14 protein-coding genes are annotated in these 16,452 nt (G+C 69.8%); 5 read left to right on the top strand and 9 right to left on the bottom strand.

Annotation, left to right across the window (positions count from 1 at the left end):
- Positions 1-9 precede the first annotated feature (9 nt).
- Complete coding sequence (locus BLU09_RS26625; protein ID WP_090492365.1) at positions 10-2,058, bottom strand: methyl-accepting chemotaxis protein; 2,049 nt, start codon at positions 2,056-2,058, stop codon at positions 10-12.
- Between the two features lie 111 nt (positions 2,059-2,169).
- On the opposite strand from BLU09_RS26625, the gene BLU09_RS26620 reads away from it, so the two are divergent.
- From BLU09_RS26620 to pyrF, 3 genes are all read left to right on the top strand, one after another.
- The gene (locus BLU09_RS26620; RefSeq protein WP_244172049.1) at positions 2,170-3,195 is read left to right on the top strand and encodes a histone deacetylase family protein; all 1,026 of its coding nucleotides are present in this window, start codon (positions 2,170-2,172) and stop codon (positions 3,193-3,195) included.
- 88 nt (positions 3,196-3,283) lie between these two features.
- Positions 3,284-4,045, top strand: a complete 762-nt coding sequence (locus BLU09_RS26615; RefSeq protein ID WP_090492361.1) for an SDR family oxidoreductase — start codon at positions 3,284-3,286, stop codon at positions 4,043-4,045.
- A gap of 32 nt (positions 4,046-4,077) precedes the next feature.
- A complete protein-coding gene (pyrF, locus tag BLU09_RS26610) occupies positions 4,078-4,944 on the top strand; it encodes an orotidine-5'-phosphate decarboxylase (RefSeq protein ID WP_011555861.1) in 867 nt (288 codons plus the stop codon).
- Here pyrF and BLU09_RS26605 read toward each other — a convergent pair.
- Positions 4,925-7,498: a penicillin-binding protein 1A gene (locus BLU09_RS26605; RefSeq protein ID WP_090492359.1), complete on the bottom strand. Its 2,574-nt coding sequence runs from the start codon at positions 7,496-7,498 to the stop codon at positions 4,925-4,927. The two genes, pyrF and BLU09_RS26605, sit on opposite strands and share 20 nt — an antisense overlap.
- A 27-nt stretch (positions 7,499-7,525) precedes the next feature.
- The gene (locus BLU09_RS26600) at positions 7,526-8,482 is read right to left on the bottom strand and encodes an RluA family pseudouridine synthase (protein WP_090492357.1); all 957 of its coding nucleotides are present in this window, start codon (positions 8,480-8,482) and stop codon (positions 7,526-7,528) included.
- A gap of 44 nt (positions 8,483-8,526) precedes the next feature.
- Between BLU09_RS26600 and BLU09_RS26595 the strand changes: the two genes are divergently transcribed.
- On the top strand, positions 8,527-9,993 hold the full coding sequence (locus tag BLU09_RS26595; RefSeq protein WP_186817942.1) for a pentapeptide repeat-containing protein: 1,467 nt from the start codon (positions 8,527-8,529) through the stop codon (positions 9,991-9,993).
- Positions 9,994-10,090: 97 nt separating this feature from the next.
- Here BLU09_RS26595 and BLU09_RS26590 read toward each other — a convergent pair whose 3' ends face one another.
- The 4 genes from BLU09_RS26590 to BLU09_RS26575 all read right to left on the bottom strand — a co-directional run bounded on the left by BLU09_RS26590 (position 10,091) and on the right by BLU09_RS26575 (position 13,853).
- Positions 10,091-10,684, bottom strand: coding sequence for an MOSC domain-containing protein (locus tag BLU09_RS26590; RefSeq protein ID WP_090492352.1), 594 nt, complete (start codon positions 10,682-10,684; stop codon positions 10,091-10,093).
- A gap of 37 nt (positions 10,685-10,721) precedes the next feature.
- Positions 10,722-11,699, bottom strand: coding sequence for an MBL fold metallo-hydrolase (locus BLU09_RS26585; protein ID WP_090492350.1), 978 nt, complete (start codon positions 11,697-11,699; stop codon positions 10,722-10,724).
- A 120-nt stretch (positions 11,700-11,819) separates the two neighbouring features.
- Positions 11,820-12,875, bottom strand: a complete 1,056-nt coding sequence (locus BLU09_RS26580; RefSeq protein WP_090492348.1) for a DMT family transporter — start codon at positions 12,873-12,875, stop codon at positions 11,820-11,822.
- Positions 12,876-13,853 (bottom strand): GNAT family N-acetyltransferase, encoded by a 978-nt coding sequence (locus BLU09_RS26575; RefSeq protein ID WP_090492346.1) that lies wholly within the window; start codon positions 13,851-13,853, stop codon positions 12,876-12,878.
- A 190-nt stretch (positions 13,854-14,043) separates the two neighbouring features.
- Between BLU09_RS26575 and BLU09_RS26570 the strand changes: the two genes are divergently transcribed.
- On the top strand, positions 14,044-14,562 hold the full coding sequence (locus BLU09_RS26570) for a cytochrome c oxidase assembly factor Coa1 family protein (protein ID WP_244172047.1): 519 nt from the start codon (positions 14,044-14,046) through the stop codon (positions 14,560-14,562).
- 77 nt (positions 14,563-14,639) lie between these two features.
- Here the strand turns inward: BLU09_RS26570 and BLU09_RS26565 are convergent, their stop codons facing one another.
- Positions 14,640-15,605, bottom strand: a complete 966-nt coding sequence (locus BLU09_RS26565; protein ID WP_090492342.1) for an electron transfer flavoprotein subunit alpha/FixB family protein — start codon at positions 15,603-15,605, stop codon at positions 14,640-14,642.
- 36 nt (positions 15,606-15,641) lie between these two features.
- Positions 15,642-16,439 carry an electron transfer flavoprotein subunit beta/FixA family protein gene (locus tag BLU09_RS26560; protein ID WP_090492340.1) on the bottom strand — a complete coding sequence of 266 codons (798 nt, stop codon included), beginning with the start codon at positions 16,437-16,439 and terminating at the stop codon, positions 15,642-15,644.
- Positions 16,440-16,452 lie beyond the last annotated feature (13 nt).

The following is a 16,452-nucleotide window of genomic DNA, read 5'->3' as shown; positions in this document are numbered from 1 at the left end:
AAGACGTGTCTACACCCGGAAGCGGCGAACCTCCGCACGGAGGATTTCCGCCTGACGCTGGAGGTTGTCGATGGCCTCCTCCAGCTGCTTCACGGAGCGTGTCTGGTGCTCGGACACGCCCTTGATGGTCTCCACCGCCTTGAGCACCTGCTCGCTGCCCTTCGTCTGCTCCTTCTGGGCGCGGTTCAGGTGGGTGACCATCTCGTTGATGCTCTCGATGGAGCGGGTGATCTGCTTGCTGCCGTGCGCCTGCTCCTGGCTGCTGCGCTGCACGTGGGCGGTGAGCGCCTTCATCTTCTCCGCGCTCTTCATGATCTGCTCGCCGCCGCGGGCCTGCTCGTTGGAGGCCTTGGAAATCTGCTGCACCGTCTCGCTGATGCGGTGGATGGAGGCCGTCACCTGCTTGCTGCCGCGCGCCTGCTCCACGGTGGCCCGGGCAATGGCCTTCACCATCTGCGTGGACTTCTGGGTGCTGTCGTTGATTTTCCGCAGCGCCCCTTCCGCCTCCCGGCCCAGCTGCACGCCCTCCTCCACGCTGCGCACGCCCTGGTTCATCACCACCACGGCGTTGCGGCTCTCCTCCTGGATGCTGCGGATGAGCTCGGCAATCTCCTTCGTGGACGCGCCGGTGCGCTCGGCCAGGTCCTTGATTTCCTCCGCCACCACCGCGAAGCCCTTGCCGTGCTCTCCCGCCTGCGCGGCGATGATGGCCGCGTTGAGCGCCAGCAGGTTCGTCTGCTCCGCCACGTCGTCGATGACGTTGAGGATGTTGCCAATCTCGGAGATGCGCCGACCCAGACTCTCGATGACGTTGGCCGCGCTGCGGCTGGTCTCCTTGATGCGGTCGATGCCGGTGAGCGTCTTGCGCAGCGACTCCACGCCCGTCTGCGCGTCGTCGAAGACCTGCTCGGACAGGCGGGCCGTCTCCTTCGCGTTGGCCTCCACCTGACCGATGGCGGCGTCCATCTGGCTGATGGCCGAGGACGTCTCCTCCGTGGAGGCGGACAGCTCCTGGATGTTGGTGGCCACCTCCTTGATGGAGAACGTCATCTCCTCGATGGCGCTGGTGGTCTCCTCCACGCTGGCGGCCATGGCCTGGACGTTCTCCGCCACCTCGTCGTTGGTGGCGGCCATCTCCATGATGGAGGAGCTGCTCTCCTCGGCGCTCTGGTAGAGGACCTCCACGTTCTCCGCGATGCCGCGCAGCGAGGCCATCATCTCCACCATGGAGGAAGACGTCTCCTCCACGCGCGCCTGCACCGTGCCCGCGCCGGACGACACCGTGGTGCCGGTGCGGTGAATCTGCTCCACCACGCCCGCCACCACGTCCGACACGCCGCGCACCCGGCCCAGCGTGTCGCGCCAGCTCTGAGCGATGCGGTTGAGCGCCTCGGCGAGCTGGCCCAGCTCGTCCCGCGTCCCCACGTCCACGCGGCCGGTGAGGTCCGCCTCCGCCAGCCGCCGGGCCATGCCCATCATCGCGTCCAGTGGCACCAAGATGAAGGCGCGGGAGATGAAGAAGGCCACCAGCAGGAACAGCGCCAGGCCGATGCCGAACGCGAGCATCACGACGCGCTGGAGTTCAGTGAGGACCGCGTCCAGCCCGGAGTTGTCGAGCACCAGCAGCGCCTGCCCCACCACGCCGCCCGACAGCGTCACCGAGCGCGCCACGGAGCGGTCGCCATTGGCGAAGCGGAAGCCATCCAGCGGCTGGCCCTGCCGGGCCTTCAGCTCCGCCAGGAACCACGCGGGCGGCTCGGCCGGGTGGGTGGCCAGCACCTGCCCCTCGCTGGAGAGGACGGCCAGCACCTTGAAGTCGTCGTCGCCCGCGCGCAGCCGCTCCAGGCTGTCGGGCAGGGCCGCGGCGGGCTGGGCCATCAGCATGCTGACGGCCTGGCTGGCACGGGCCTCGCCCCGCTTCTGCAGGCGCTGCTCCAGATGGGCTTCCACGCGCGAGGGGACGACGAAGAAGAGCGTCCCCAGGATGAGGGCGAGGACGAGCGCGAAGGAGCCCAGCAGCAGGCTGCGCAGGCCGGGTTTCTTGAACCGGAGAGCCAAGACGAGGCACTGTAGGGAGGGAAACACCGGCAGGGCAAGAACAGGGCGCCGACGCGGCCTGTCCCCCGGGGGCGCTGACTTCCCGCCTGGCGGATGCGTAAGGTCATCCCGATGTCCTCCACCCTGCTACTGACGGACCCCCTCTTCTTCCAGCACGACCCCGGGCAGGGCCACCCTGAGTCGCCCTCCCGGCTGCGCCGCATCCTCGGCGTGCTGGCCAGCACGCCGGTGAAGGGCACGGTGATGACCGCCCCGCGCTCCGCCACGGAGGCGGAGCTGGCCTCGGTCCACACGCCGGAGCTGCTGGCGTACCTCCAGCGCATCAACGGGCACCGCGCGCAAATCGACCCGGACACCCAGGTGTCCCCCGACAGCGTGGACGCGGCGCGGCTGGCCGCGGGCGCCTCCGTGCAAGCGGTGGAGGCGGTGATGAAGGGCGAGGCCCGCAACGGCTTCGCGCTGGTGCGCCCGCCCGGGCACCATGCCGAGCCCGACAAGGCCATGGGCTTCTGCCTGTACAACAACGCGGCCATCGCCGCGGAGGCGGGCCGGAAGCTGGGTGCCGAGCGCGTGCTGGTGCTCGACTGGGACGTGCACCACGGCAACGGCACGCAAGCGGCGTTCTGGTCGCGCCGGGACGTCATGTACCAGTCGGTGCACCAGTTCCCCTACTTCCCGGGCACTGGCGCCGCGCCGGAGGTGGGCGTTGGCGCGGGCGAGGGCTACACCGTCAACGTGGGCCTGCCGGGCGGCAACTCGGACGCGGACTACGGGATGATTTTCGAGGAGCTGCTGTTGCCCGTGGCGGAGGCGTACCGGCCCCAGCTCATCCTCGTCTCCGCAGGCTTCGACTCGCACCAGCACGACCCGATTGGCGGCATGGACGTCAGCGAGCGCGGCTTCGCGGCCATGTGCTCGGCGATGAAGTCCCTGGCGGACAGCGTGTGCCAGGGCCGGCTGGTGCTGCTGCTGGAGGGCGGCTATTCGCTGGAGGGCTTGTCCCAATCCGTGCATGCCTGCGTGGAGGTGCTCGCCGGGCGCAAGGACAGCTTCCCCACGGGTGACACGCACTCGGACGCGAAGGACGCGCTGCGGGCGAGCCGCGAGGCGATGCGGCCGTACTGGCCTCGCGTCTAGACGTTGGCTGGATGGCGCGCCGCGCCTCGCGCCGCTGTTCATCCCCTGGCAACCGTGCAAGAAGCCCGGTAGCACACGGGAGGACTGCATGGCGGAGATGAACTACCGGACGGCGTTGGTGACGGGTGCCTCCAGCGGCCTGGGACGTGGGCTGGCGCTGTGGCTCGCCAGGCGGGGCGTCCACGTGTTCGCCGCCGGACGCCGCCTGCCGCAGCTCCAGGCCCTGCGGGACGAGGCCCAGGCGGCCGGCGTCACCGTGGAGCCCGTGGAGCTGGACGTCACGAAGGCGGACGCCACCCTGGAGCGCATCCGCGCGCTGGACGCGGAAGCGGGCGGGCTGGACCTGGTGGTGGCCAACGCGGGCGTCGGCGGCACGACGAACGCGAAGCGCCTCCCGTGGGAGCGCGTGCGCGGCATCATCGACACCAACGTCACCGGCGCCGCCGCCACGCTGAGCGCCGTGCTGCCCCAGATGGTGGAGCGCAAGCGCGGGCACCTGGTGGGCGTCTCCAGCCTCGCGGGCTTCCGCGGGCTGGCCGGCCACGCGGCCTACTCCGCCTCCAAGGCCTTCCTGTCCACCTTCATGGAGAGCCTGCGCGTGGACCTGCGCGGCACCGGCGTGCGCGTCACCTGCATCTATCCCGGCTTCGTGAAGAGCGAGCTGACCGCCACCAACAACTTCCCCATGCCCTTCCTCATGGAGACGCATGACGCGGTGGAGCTGATGGGCAGGGGCATCGTCCGGGGCGACGCGGAGGTGTCCTTCCCCTGGCAGCTCGCGGTGCCCACGCGCATGGCGAAGGTGCTGCCCAATCCGCTCTTCGACGCGGCCGCGCGGCGGCTGCGCTGACCTCCCCTCTTCCCCTTTCCCGGAGACGCCCTGTGACGACGCCACAGCCCTTCGCCCACCGTTTCAGCCAGCTGGCCGAGCAGCGCTCGCCGTTCTGCCTTGGCATCGACCCGTCGAGAGACTTGCTGACGCGCTGGGGCCTGCCCGACAACGCGCGGGGCCTGCGCGACTTCTGCGAGCGCGTGGCCGACGCGGCGGGCAGCTCCGTCGCGGTGGTGAAGCCGCAGAGCGCCTTCTTCGAGCGCCACGGCCCCGAGGGCCTCCAGGTCCTCCAGGAGCTGATGCGGCGCTTCAAGTCCGTGGGCACCCTCACGCTGCTGGACGTGAAGCGCGGGGACATCGGCTCCACGATGGAGGCCTACGCCGAGACAGTCTTCGGCGAGGGCAGCGCCTACGAAGCGGACGCGGCCACCTTCACCGCCTACCTGGGCCTGGGCGCGCTGCTGAAGACGCTGGAGCGGGCGCGCGCATCCGGCGCCGCCGCCTTCCTGGTGGTGCGCTCCTCCAACCCGGAGGGAACGTCCCTCCAGATGTCGCGCGGCGAGGACGGCCGCACCGTGGCGGAGGCCCTGGCGGACGGCCTGCGCGCCTTCAACGAGAAGCCCGGCCAGGACGCGGCGCCGGTGGCGGGCGCCGTCATGGGCGCCACCCTCCCCGACTCGGACCGCGGCGTCATCGAGCGGCTCGGCGGCGCGCTGCTGCTCACGCCCGGCATCGGCGCGCAGGGCGCCGGCTTCGACGACTTGAAGCGCCTGTTCGCCGGGCGCGAGGCGCAGGTCATCCCCACCGCCACGCGCTCGGTGCTGGAGGCGGGGCCGGACACCGCCGCCCTGCGCCAGGCGCTGGAGCGGCACCTGGCCCCAGCGCGCGCCTTCCGCGCTACTGCGCGCCCATCATGAACTGATCGACGTCGACCGTGTTCTTGTCGGGCACCGCGTCCTTCGGCTCGGTGCCCTTCTTGAAGAACATCAGCTCCGAATCCCTGGAGCCGGCGGGGGCAATCTTCCCCGTCTTCTTGTCGATGTGGAGCCGCACCAGGTCCATGGACTGCCACGGGTAGAACTCGGACTGCGGCCGGCCCTCCAGCGCGCTCTTCATGTAGTTGAGCCAGATGGGGAGCGCGGCGCGGCCGCCCGTCTCGTAGCGGCCCAGCGGGTGCGGGTTCAAGTCATAGCCCACCCACGCCACCGTCACCAGGTCGCGGGTGTAGCCGGCGAACCACGCATCGAAGGAGTCGTTGGTGGTGCCCGTCTTTCCCGCCGCCGGCTTGCCCAGGCGCTGCGCCGGGCCACCGGTGCCCTGGAGCACCACGCCGCGCAGCAGGTGCGTGAGGATGAAGCCGGCCTCCGGGCTCATCACCTGCTCGCCCGGCTCGAAGAGGCGCGCGTAGCCGGCGGCCACGCGGTCCTGCAGGGGCGCCCACGCGTCGTCGAAGGCCGTGTGGTCCTCCAACGTGCGGCCCCAGCGGTCCTCAATCTTGCGGATGAAGTACGTGGGCTTCTTGCGGCCGTAGCGGTTGAAGGTGGCGTAGGCGTTGGCCAGGTCCACCGGGTACACGCACGAGGAGCCCAGCGCCGCGGAGAAGTCCATGTTCATGGGCGTGGTGATGCCGAGCTTCGTGCTCCACGCGGCCATGTTCTTCACGCCCACCGCGCCGAACGTCTTCACCGCGGGCACGTTCAGCGAGTTGACCAGCGACGTGCGCAGCAGCACCTCGCCTTCGAACTTGTCGCTGTAGTTGGCCGGCTTCCACGACACCTTGGTGTCCGGGTCGTGCTCCACAATCGGCGAGTCCACCAGCACGGTGGCCTGCGTCCAGTTCAGCTGCTCCAGCGCCGCCGAGTACACGAAGGGCTTGAAGGAGCTGCCCGGCTGACGGCACGCCTGGAAGGCGCGGTTGAACTCGTTGTCGTCGAAGTCGTAGCCGCCCACCATCGCGGTGAGGTACTGGCGGTGGGGGTCGATGGAGACGAGCGCGCTCTGCGCCTCGGGCGTCTGCTCCAGGCGGAAGAGCTTCACGCCCTCGCTGGGGATTTCGTCCGCGAGCTTCTTGTCCCACTGCTCCTTGTCGTCCGTCAGGTCCTTCTTCGTGACGTGGCGCACCACGATGACGTCGCCCTCGGAGATGGCCTTCTTCACCGAGCTAATCATCATCGCCGGGTAGTAGCCCTCCGGATTCACCTTGCGCGCCCAGCGCATGCCCAGCAGCGGCAGCCGCCCAGCGTGCCCGCCCACCTGCACGTCCGCGCCCTTGCCGTCCCCGTCAATGGACGTGACGACGGCGACGTAGAGCCGGTTCTCCTCCAGCTCCTTCGCGCCCATGAGCTTCTTCGAGCGGTCGATGAAGGCGCGGATGGCCTCCTTCGACGCGAGCTGCTCCACCGGGCCGCGCCAGCCCTGGCGCTTGTCCACCGACAGCAGGCCGTGGAGCACCGCGTCCTGCGCGGCGCGCTGGCGCTCGCTGTCCATGGTGGTGAAGACCTTGAGGCCGGCCTTGAGCAGCACGGGGTTGCCGTACCGGTCCACCACGTCCTTGCGCACCTGCTCCACGAAGTACGGCGCGAACTCGTGGAACACGTCCTCCACCGGGTACACCTTCACCTCTTCGGCGTTGGCGGCGTCGTGCTCCTCCTGCGAAATCATGCCCTCCACCAACATGCGGCGCAGCACGTAGGAGCGGCGCTTGCGGGCCGCCTCCGGGCGCAGGAAGGGCGAGTAGCGGCTGGGCGCCTGCGGCAGACCGGCGATGAGCGTCATCTCACCCAGCGTCAGGTCGCGCACGTCCTTGCGGTAGTAGTTCTCCGCCGCGCTCTGCACGCCGTAGCTGTGGTGCCCGAGGAAGACGTTGTTGAGGTAGAGGTAGAGAATCTCCTCCTTCGTCAGCGACTCCTCCAGGCGCCGGGCGAGGATGGCCTCGCGAATCTTGCGGGTGAGCGTCTTCGCGGTGGCGGACTTGTAGCCCTCCGCGGAGATGAGCACCGCCTTCGCAGTCTGCTGCGTCAGCGTGGAGCCACCCTGGATGCCGCCCGAGCGCAGCCCCAGCTTGGAGCTCACCGTCTTGAAGCCGGCGCGCGCGGTGCCCAGCACGTCCACGCCGAAGTGGTCGAAGAAGCTGGAGTCCTCCGACGCGATGAAGGCCTGCACCAGGCGCTTCGGAATCCGCTCGTAGGGCACCACCTTGCGGCGCTCTTCGTAGAACTCGCCGGCCAGCACCGCGTCATCCGTGTAGACCTCGGTGACGATGGGCGGCCAGTACTCGTCCACCTTGGGGATGGCGGGCAACCCATCCGCGTACACGTAGTACACGGCCGTCACGGCAATCACGGCGCCCGTGGCCCCGGTCAGCGAAAGCCATCCCGCGGTCTTCAGGAGGAACTTCCACCAGCGCTTGGAGGGGACGCCGTCGAGCACCAGCTTCGAGCGGCTGCGGTCAGCGGATTTTGGGTCGGACATACGCGTTTCTTTTGTGCCTCGCGGGCGTCAGGGCACCAATGCGGCCCGCTTGAGCACATCTCGGAGCTCGACGGCGAGGGGAGCCTCGACAGCCACCTTCGCGCCGCCTTCGGGATGCGGGAATTCGATGCGCTCGGCGTGCAGGAACAACCTTTTGAGCCCCCAGCGCGCCCGCACGTCGCGGTTGAAGGCGAAGTCACCGTACTTCTTGTCCCCAGCCACCGGATGTCCGATGGCCGCCAGATGCCTTCTTATCTGATGCGTGCGCCCGGTCTCGATGGCGCAGGACAGGAGCGCCGCCTCGCCCGACTGCTTCACGACCTTCCACCGGGTGACGGCCGCCTGCATGTTCACCCCTCGACGGGCCTTGGACTCGGCCGTCTGTTGGTGTTCTGACAGGGGCAGGTCGATGACCCCGGAGTCCCGGGGCATCTTCCCCTTCACCAGGGTGAGGTAGCGCTTGCGGGACAGGCCGTGGGTGAAGACCTCGGTGAAATGCACCATGGCCGGGCGCCGCTTGGCCACCAGGATGACGCCGGAGGTCTCCCGGTCCAGCCGGTGTGCGGGCGAGGCCGCGAAGTCGTTGCGGACGGCCTTGGGCCCCAGGTAGGCGCGCACGTAGTCCACCAGCGTTCCGCCGGTGATGCCGCTGCCGGTATGGACGGCCATTCCGCTGGGCTTGTCCACGGCCATGAGCCAGTCGTCCTCTCGAAGGATGACCAACCGGCTGGGGTCCACCGGTGGTGGAGGCGGGTCCACTTTCGGACGTTCCGCCCCCACGAGCTGCTGCTCGTCGCCGCGGATGGTGAGCACGTCTCCTTCTGACAGCAACTGCTCGGGTTGCGCACGCTTCCCGTTCACCCGCACCTTCTTGGTGCGAATCATCTTGAAGAGGTGGCTCACCGGTACATTGGGGAGCCGTTTGCGCAGGTGCTTGTCCAGCCGCATCCCGGCGGTGTCGGCTTCGATTCGATACTCGATCATTTGTGCTGGCGCATGGACCAGACCATACGAATAATCCCGGGTCCATGGCGAAAGCCCCCAGTATCGAGAAGCTTCTTCAGAGTGGCTCGGCGGAATGGAACCGGATGCGGAAGTCCGGCCAGGTCGCCACCGACCATACCGGCGCCACCTTCACTCAACTGTTCTCCGCCAACACGGACCTGTCCGGGCTGGGCCTCATCGGCTCGGAATGGGACCGGTGCGACCTGTCCAAGGTCAACTTCCGGGACGCGGACCTTTCCAATGCCTACTTCCACGGCGGCCGGCTCCAGGACTGCGACTTCCGGGGTGCGAACCTCGAAGGCGCGACGTTCGAAAAGCTGAAGCTGCTGCGGTGCGACTTCACGGGCGCCAAGGGGCTCGACGACATCGAGATGGACGACGTGGACATGGACCGCGTCGTCGGTCTGGACGGCGAGGAGGCCCCGCCGCCTCCGCCGCCCCCCGCCCAGGGCATCACCGCCTTCACCCGTGAGCAACGGGAGAAGGCGCTGGGCGTACAGGCCGCCGCGGCGCTCCAGGGTGAGCCCGTTGGCGACGAGCTGCCCCCCTTCCGGCCCCAGGACCCTCCTGGCTCGCTCTTCTTCCGGGCGCTGAAGCGGATGGGCGTGCCTCCGCTGTGGGTGCTGGACGTGCCGGGCCTGCGCCCGCTCCTGCCGCAGCGGCTGCCCCCGGGCAGCTCGCTGGAGACGCTCTACCGTGAGGCGGTCAAGACGCGGCTGGAGAACAAGAAGCCCGCGGCGGACCCGGCGGTGGTGGACCGCGCGCAGAAGGCGCTCCGCATGGGCGCAAAGGACGCCCCGGTGGCGGCCATGTACCTGCGCGAGGTGGGCGTGCTGCCCCTGTTCCGCTTCTCCGCGGCGCAGGTGCTGAAGGGCGCGCTGCGGGAAGAGGTGGAGGTGGATGACCTGACGGGCTCCATCGACCCGCGCACCACGGGCGCGCTCCTGGAGCTGCGCTTGACGCACGAAGTCGTGGAGCACCTGCAGGAGGCGCGGCGCCGGCTGGCGGCCACGCAGCTCTACACGTCGCTGCTGGAGGCGGGCTTCAACCCGGAGAACAACTGGGACGAGGCGCTGGAGTCGAGCGACGCGTCGATGGAGCTGGCGCAGCTGGCCACGGGTGAGGACCGCAATGCCCTGCTGGAGGGCTTCCAGGTCTTCGCGGCGCTGCCGGACGAGGCCCGGCTGCGGCGGCTGGCCTACCTGGCCGAGTCCGTCACCAACCTGGAGCTGGTGAGCCGGCTGCCGGAGGGCATGGAGCCGTCGTGGCTCACGGGCCCCGAGACGCGCGAGTGCCACGAGCGGGAGATGACGTACGTCCAGTCGCTGAAGGCGGAGGAGATTCCCGCCAAGGTGGCGGCGCTGGCGAAGGAAGAGCTGGGCGTGCCCGAGGGTGAAGTCCCCGAGGAGAGCGACGGCGACCTCTTCGTCCACCTGCGCTGTGACGTGTGTGGCAAGGAGAAGCTCATCGTCCAGTCACCGGAGGAGTAACCGTCCGGTGCAAGCCGAAGCCCGCGGGGCCGCGGGGTCCGGGACACGTTCCGGGCCTGGCGGCCCCGTGGTGTTTCTGAAGCACGGGCTCGCGGTGCTACACGCCGGACGCAGGCAGCACGTACGTCACGGGCCTGGGCAGCACCACCTTCACGGTGTCCCCCACGCGGATGATGCCGGGGCGCTCCACCCAGGCCACCAGGCCCCGGCGCTGCCATGCGGCCTTCACGAAGCGGCTCGCCAGCTTCTGCACGTCCGGATGATGGGCCTCGATGACGCGCCCGGGGCCGATACAGGGCTCGTTCTCCCCTTCCACCACCAGCGTCGTGTCCTCCGGGAAGAACAGCCGCGTGCCCGGCGGTAGGTGCGTCAGGCGCGGCACGCCCACCACCTCCAGGTTCGCGCCGAGCCATGACGCCAGCACGCGCGGAATGCCGAGCGTCTCCGCGACCTGTGCCAGCTCCTCGCTCGACACCAGTGAGAACTGTCGCGTGTTGCGGATGGGCGTCCCCTTGGGGAACCACGGCGTGCGCACGTCCGCCGCTCGCGTCAGGCCCGCGTGGCGGTCACCCTCCAAGCCCTCGAAGGACACCCGCGCCTCGGGCAGCTCCTTCGTGACGAAGCTCTTGCGCTCGGTACACACGAGGACGCGCACGATGCGTCCTTCCCACTGCGGCGTCTTGCGGGCCATCGCCAGCCTTCTACCGAATCCCGTCTCCCGCCGCCTGTCAGAACAACCCGAGCTGCTGCGGCTTCCCGCCCAGCGGGCGCGCGTCCATCCCCGCGTCGCGCAGCGCCTGCGCCAGCTCCTCCGCGAAGCCATGGCACGTCAGCACCTCCCGCGCCCCCGTGGACTTCGCGTAGGACACCAGCCCGGGGAAGTCCGCGTGGTCCGACAGCGGAAAGGCCACGTCCGCGCCGTAGCGCCGCACCGCGCCCCGGTCCACCGCCCACCCCGTCAGCACCGCCGTCGCCCGAGGCCACAGCGGCGCCAGTGCCCCGCCCCGCGCGTGGTGCGGCGGGAAGAAGAGCACCTCACCCGGCTCCACCTTTCCGTCGTAGCAGCGCAGGTTCTCAATCGGCACGCCCAGCTCCGCGTAGAGCTGCGCCACCTCGTAGATGGAGGAATGCGCCACCAGTGGGAAGCCACGTCCCGCCAGGTGCTTCATCGCCTCCTGGCTCTTGCCCAGCGGATACCCCAGCAGCACCGGCACCGCGCCGCGCTCCAGTTGCATCCGCAGCCACGCCTCCACCTGCCCCAGCACCTCCGGACGCGGCGGGAAGCGGTAGCGCGGATGACCGAAGGTGGACTCGATGACGAGCGTGTCGCACTCCGCCACCTCCGTCGCCTCGGCGGTGAGCGACGGCGCCACGTTGAGGTCCCCGGTGTAGACGATGCGGCGCCCATCCGGCCGCGTCACGCGGAGCTGCGCGCTGCCCAGGATGTGCCCCGCCGGCAGCAACTCCAGCACCAGCGGCCCCAACTCGAAGGGCTGCCGGAAGGGCACCTCGCGCGGCTCACGCACCGGCCCCAGGCGATGCGTCATGAAACGCAGCGTCGCCGCCGTGGCGATGGTGCTCTCGTGCCGGGCAATGTGGTCCGAATGCCCGTGACTCACGAAGCACAGCGGCGACTTGCGCTTCGCATCCAGGGACAGGGGGGTGCCCGTCAGGTGCATCCCGTTTCGCCGCAGCTCCACACTCATGGGAAGGGCCCCGGGTATAGCGCGTCCACTCGCCGGTGGCCGCCTTCACTTCACCCCCCCTGCCCGCCCGGCTGGTGGACAGGCCCCAGATGGCTGCGCGCACGCCCCGCGGCAGGGCCGCTACCGCGCGGGCGCCCTCGCACGCCACCACCCCCAGGCCGCCGCCCCCACCTCCGACATCAACACGCCCGACAGGATGAGCGCGCCGCCCAGCCACTCCCGAGGCCCGAGCGTCTCGTAGCCCAGCAGCACCGAGTACAGCGCGGCGAACACCGACTCCAACGAGTAGATGAGCGCCGCGCGCACCGCCGTGGTGCGCGCCTGCCCCCATGTCTGGAGGCTGATGGCCACCGCACTGGCGAACACACCGCAGATGAGCACCGCCCCCACGAAGGACGGATGCCACACCACGCGCCGCTCGACGAAGGGAAGGCACAGCGCGGACAGCAGCGCCACCGTCCAGAGCTGCACCGCCACCAGCCCCATCACCCCCTGCTTCGGCGCATGCCGCTCCGTCATGAGGATGTGGCACGCGTAGGCCACCGCGCCGCCCAGCGACAGCACATCTCCGAACGACAGCCCGCCACTGCCGAGCCCTCCGTCCGGCTGCGTGAAGAAGTAGAGCCCCACCGCCGCCGTGCCCACCCCCAGCAGCGAGGTGAACTTCGGCGCCTTCCGGTAGAGCACCATCGACAGCAGCGGCACCAGCAGCACGCACAGCCCGGTGATGAACGCCGAGCGCGAAGGCGTGGTGGTGGTGAGCCCCACCGTCTGAAGCGAGAACCCCAGGAAGAGGAAGGTGCCCAGCATCGTGCCGATGCGCAGGTTGCGCGCCGTCAGCACCTGCCGCCCCGCCAGGGCGCTCAACACCACCGCGCCCACGATGAAGCGCAGCGTGAGGAAGCTGAACGGGTCGCCGTGCCCGAGCGCGCCCTTCACCACCACGAAGGTGATGCCCCAGAACGAAGTGATGAGCGCCAGCGCCCCATCCGCGCGAAGTCGCTGCGACCGCGACGAGGGCCCCGTGCCCCCCTCCAGCATGTCGGACGTCGAGGTGCTCATATCGCGCGGCCCACCGGAGAGGATGACGCCGGGCTCGCCAGGTGACGTCACGGCGGCCACGGCCGCGGGCTTTTTGACGCAGCCAGGGCAGCCGCGCAACCTCCGGCGGCGCACCTACAGGGTGCGCTCGACGACGACCAGCCGCTTGGAGCGGCCCGTGGCATCCCAAGCCTCGTTGGCCTGCTGGGTCAGCGTGGCGCCCGCTCGCTGGAACGCCAGCCGCTCGAACGTGCGCAGCGACGCCGTGTTGTCGTCGTCCACGTCCGCGAAGACGCGCGACTGCCCCTGGCGTCGGGCCTCCTCCATCAGGCACTCCAGCAGCCCCGTGGCCACGCCCATTCGCCGCACGCGGGGCGCCACCACCAGGGAGCGCACCCAGACGCCCTCCAACTGCAAGCCCTCCTGCCGGTAGGAGTCCACCCAGGCGAAGCCGTGCATCCGTCCCTGGGCGTCGAAGGCGCCCGCCGCGGCGCCCCGGCGCTCCGTGTCCTGCAGGCCCCAGCGCTCGCGCAGCTGACGGCGCAGGAAGCCCGGAGACACCACCAGCCGCTCACTGGCGAAGGCCAGGAGCGCGTCCAGGTCGCCGGCCGTCAGGAGCCGCACCTCCAACGGCCCCACCAGGCGGCGACGAAGCGGCAGCGACCATCCGGCGAAGAGGAAGTCCCACACACCCCGAGACACTAGCCGGGTCCGAGGCCAGGCCCACGCCGTGGACGCGGCCTGCTGCGCCAGCCGCAGCGCCGGACGCAGCGGTCTGGGCAGTGGAACCACCCAGCGGCCCCTGCGGATGGCCACCACCCGGCCCAGCGTCACGCCTCCCGGGGCGTCCTGGGGCCCCAGCAGCGAGGCCGTCCGCCACGGCCGCGTGGACACCACCACGTGCGCCACCAGCTCGCGCCCCTGCCGCATCAGCGCGACGTCCCCGGTCGCCAGCGAGCCCGGGCCACAGCGCATCACCCGCACCGAGTCCCCGGCCCGCAGCAGCGGAAACAGGCTTCGCCCCGCGCCACGCACCCACAGCCGGTGCCCCGGAGGCAGTGCCTCCAGCACGTCCAACAACACCTCTGCGGAGGAGGATCTGCGCGAAGGCATGCGCCCAGCCTCACGTGCTCCCCCGGCCCTTGGGAGCACTCGCGAAATCTACCTGTTGCCCGGTACACACACCAACCGCTGGCGGTGCCGGACGGCTTCCACGCGTTCCCCGCGAGCCTCGGGAGCGAATAAGAGGAAGCCGCGCGTGAAGTGGGAGGAGGCGGCCATGGACACAGCACAGGAAGGTTCAATGGCGCCTCGGCCTGGCTGGTGGAGCCGCCACTGGCGCTGGGTCCTTCCGCTGGGATGCCTGGGGCTGCTCGCCTCGTGTATCGGCCTGGGCGTGCTCGCCACGTACCTGGGCTTCTCCTCCCTGGGGCAGTCCGACGCGCACCAGGAAGCCGTGGCCATCGCCAGCGGCGACGCGCTGGTGCAGCGCGCGCTGGGTACGCCCATCGAAAGTGGCCTGCCCCGGCGCAGCGCCGTGCAGAGCCGCAACGGTGTCTCTCGCGCGCAGTTCTCCCTCCCGCTCGAGGGGCCCCATGGCAAGGGCACGCTGCATGCCCAGGGTGAGAAACGCGGAGACGGCCCCTGGCAGTTCAACCACCTCATCGTCGCCCTGGGCGACGGCACGCTCATCGACCTCCTCCGAGCCGAACCACCCAAGCGCCCCGAGCTGCCACTGCCCGCCGAGCCGCCCTACGCGGACGAGGCCCCGGAGCCTGGAGACGTGGCGCCGCGCGACGCGGGCCGCGACATCGAGCTGTGAGGTGAAAATGCGAAGGGGCGGCGCGGGGAGGTCCCCACGTCGCCCCTTGCGTCAGGACACGTCCGTGCCCTCCGGTCCTACTTCAGCTTCGCCAGCTCCGCGCGCAGCTCGGGCAGCACCTTGAAGAGGTCCGCCACCATGCCGTAGTCCGCCACCTGGAAGATGGGGGCCTCGGGGTCCTTGTTGATGGCGACGATGGTCTTCGAGCTCTTCATGCCCGCCAGGTGCTGGATGGCGCCGCTGATGCCCGCCGCGATGTACAGCGCCGGAGCCACCACCTTGCCCGTCTGGCCGACCTGCAGGTCGTTGGGAACCCAACCCGCGTCGCACACCGCGCGGGACGCGCCCACCGCGGCGCCCAGGTCGTCCGCCAGGGCTTCAATCTCCTTGAAGTCGCCCTTGGTGCCGCGACCACCGGAGATGACGACGCGAGCCTCGGTCAGCTCGGGACGCGCGCTCTTCACTTCCTTGAAGTCGACGAACTTCGTCTTGGAGGCCTCGACCTTCGGGCTGAAGGTCTTCACCTCGGCGGCGCCCTGACCGCCAGCGGCGGCGGGGAACTCGGTGGCGCGCAGGGTGAGCACCTTCACCGGCGTGGTGAGCTTCACGTCGGCGAAGACGTTGCCGGCCCACATGGGACGGGTGAAGGTGATGTCCGCGCCGCTGCCGTTGATGGCCATGACGTCGGTGGCCATGGCGGCGCGCAGACGGCCGGCCACGCGGGGCAGCAGGTCCTTGCCCTGCGCGGTGGACGCCATGCCGATGTAGTCCGCCTTCAGCTCCTGGGCCAGGGCGGCGATGGCGGGCGCGTAGGTCTCCGCGAGGTAGTGCTCCAGCTCGGCGGCGGCGCCCAGGTGGACGGCCTTCGCGCCGTAACCCTTGAGCTCGTCAGCGACCTTCGCGGGGTCCTTCCCCACCAGGGCGATGTGAAGCTCACCACCGGCCTTCTCCGCGAGCTGCTTGCCGGCGGAGATGGCGTTGAGGGTGGCCTTGCGGAGGTTCCCGTCCGGCTGCTGCTCGGCGACAATGAGAACGATAGGCATTTGGATGACTCCGTAGAGAGTGTGCGGAAGGGCCGCTCAGACGACCTTCGCCTCGTTGTGCAGCTTCTCGACCAGGGCAGGGACGTCCGCGACCTTGATGCCGGCCTTGCGCGCCGGGGGCGCGGACATCTTCAGGACCTGGATGGCGGGGGTGACATCCACGCTCAGCTTGGCCGGCGTCAGCTCCTCGATGGGCTTGCTCTTCGCCTTCATGATGCCCGGGAGGCTGGCGTAGCGCGGCTGGTTGAGGCGCAGGTCCGTGGTGACGACGGCGGGCAGCTGGCACTCCACCGTGGCGAGCCCGTTGTCGACCTCGCGAATCACCTGCACGCTCTTCTTGTCGGCGGAGAGGACGATGGCGGGAACCTTGTTCTTCTCCTGCTCGCTCTCCATGGACTCCACCTTGGAGGCGAACGTGGCCTGGCCCCAGCCGAGGAACTCGGCGAGGTACTGGCCCACCTGGTTCTGGTCATCGTCGATGGACTGCTTGCCGAGGATGACGAGGTCCGGCTGCTCCTTCTCCACGACCTTCTGGAGCAGGGCCGCGATGCCGAGCTGGTCCACCGGGCCGGTGTGGTTCACCCACACGGCGCGGTGCGCACCCATGGCCAGGGCGTGCCGGAGCTGCTCCTGCACTTCCTTGCCACCGATGGACACCACGACGACCTCGCCCTGGTGCTTCGCGACGAGCCGAAGTCCTTCTTCGACGCCGATTTCATCGAAGGGGTTGATCTTGTACTTCAGCCCCTCCTGAACGATGCCCGAGCCATCCGGCTTGACCTTGATCTTCGACTCGGGGTCTTCCACGCGCTTGGCGGTGACGAGGATCTTCACGGCGGTGCTTCTC

The organism is Myxococcus virescens (assembly GCF_900101905.1).
In the GTDB taxonomy this organism is placed as follows: domain Bacteria; phylum Myxococcota; class Myxococcia; order Myxococcales; family Myxococcaceae; genus Myxococcus; species Myxococcus virescens.
Note: the sequence above shows the minus strand (reverse complement) of the source record. Positions and strands in the feature narration are given on the sequence as shown.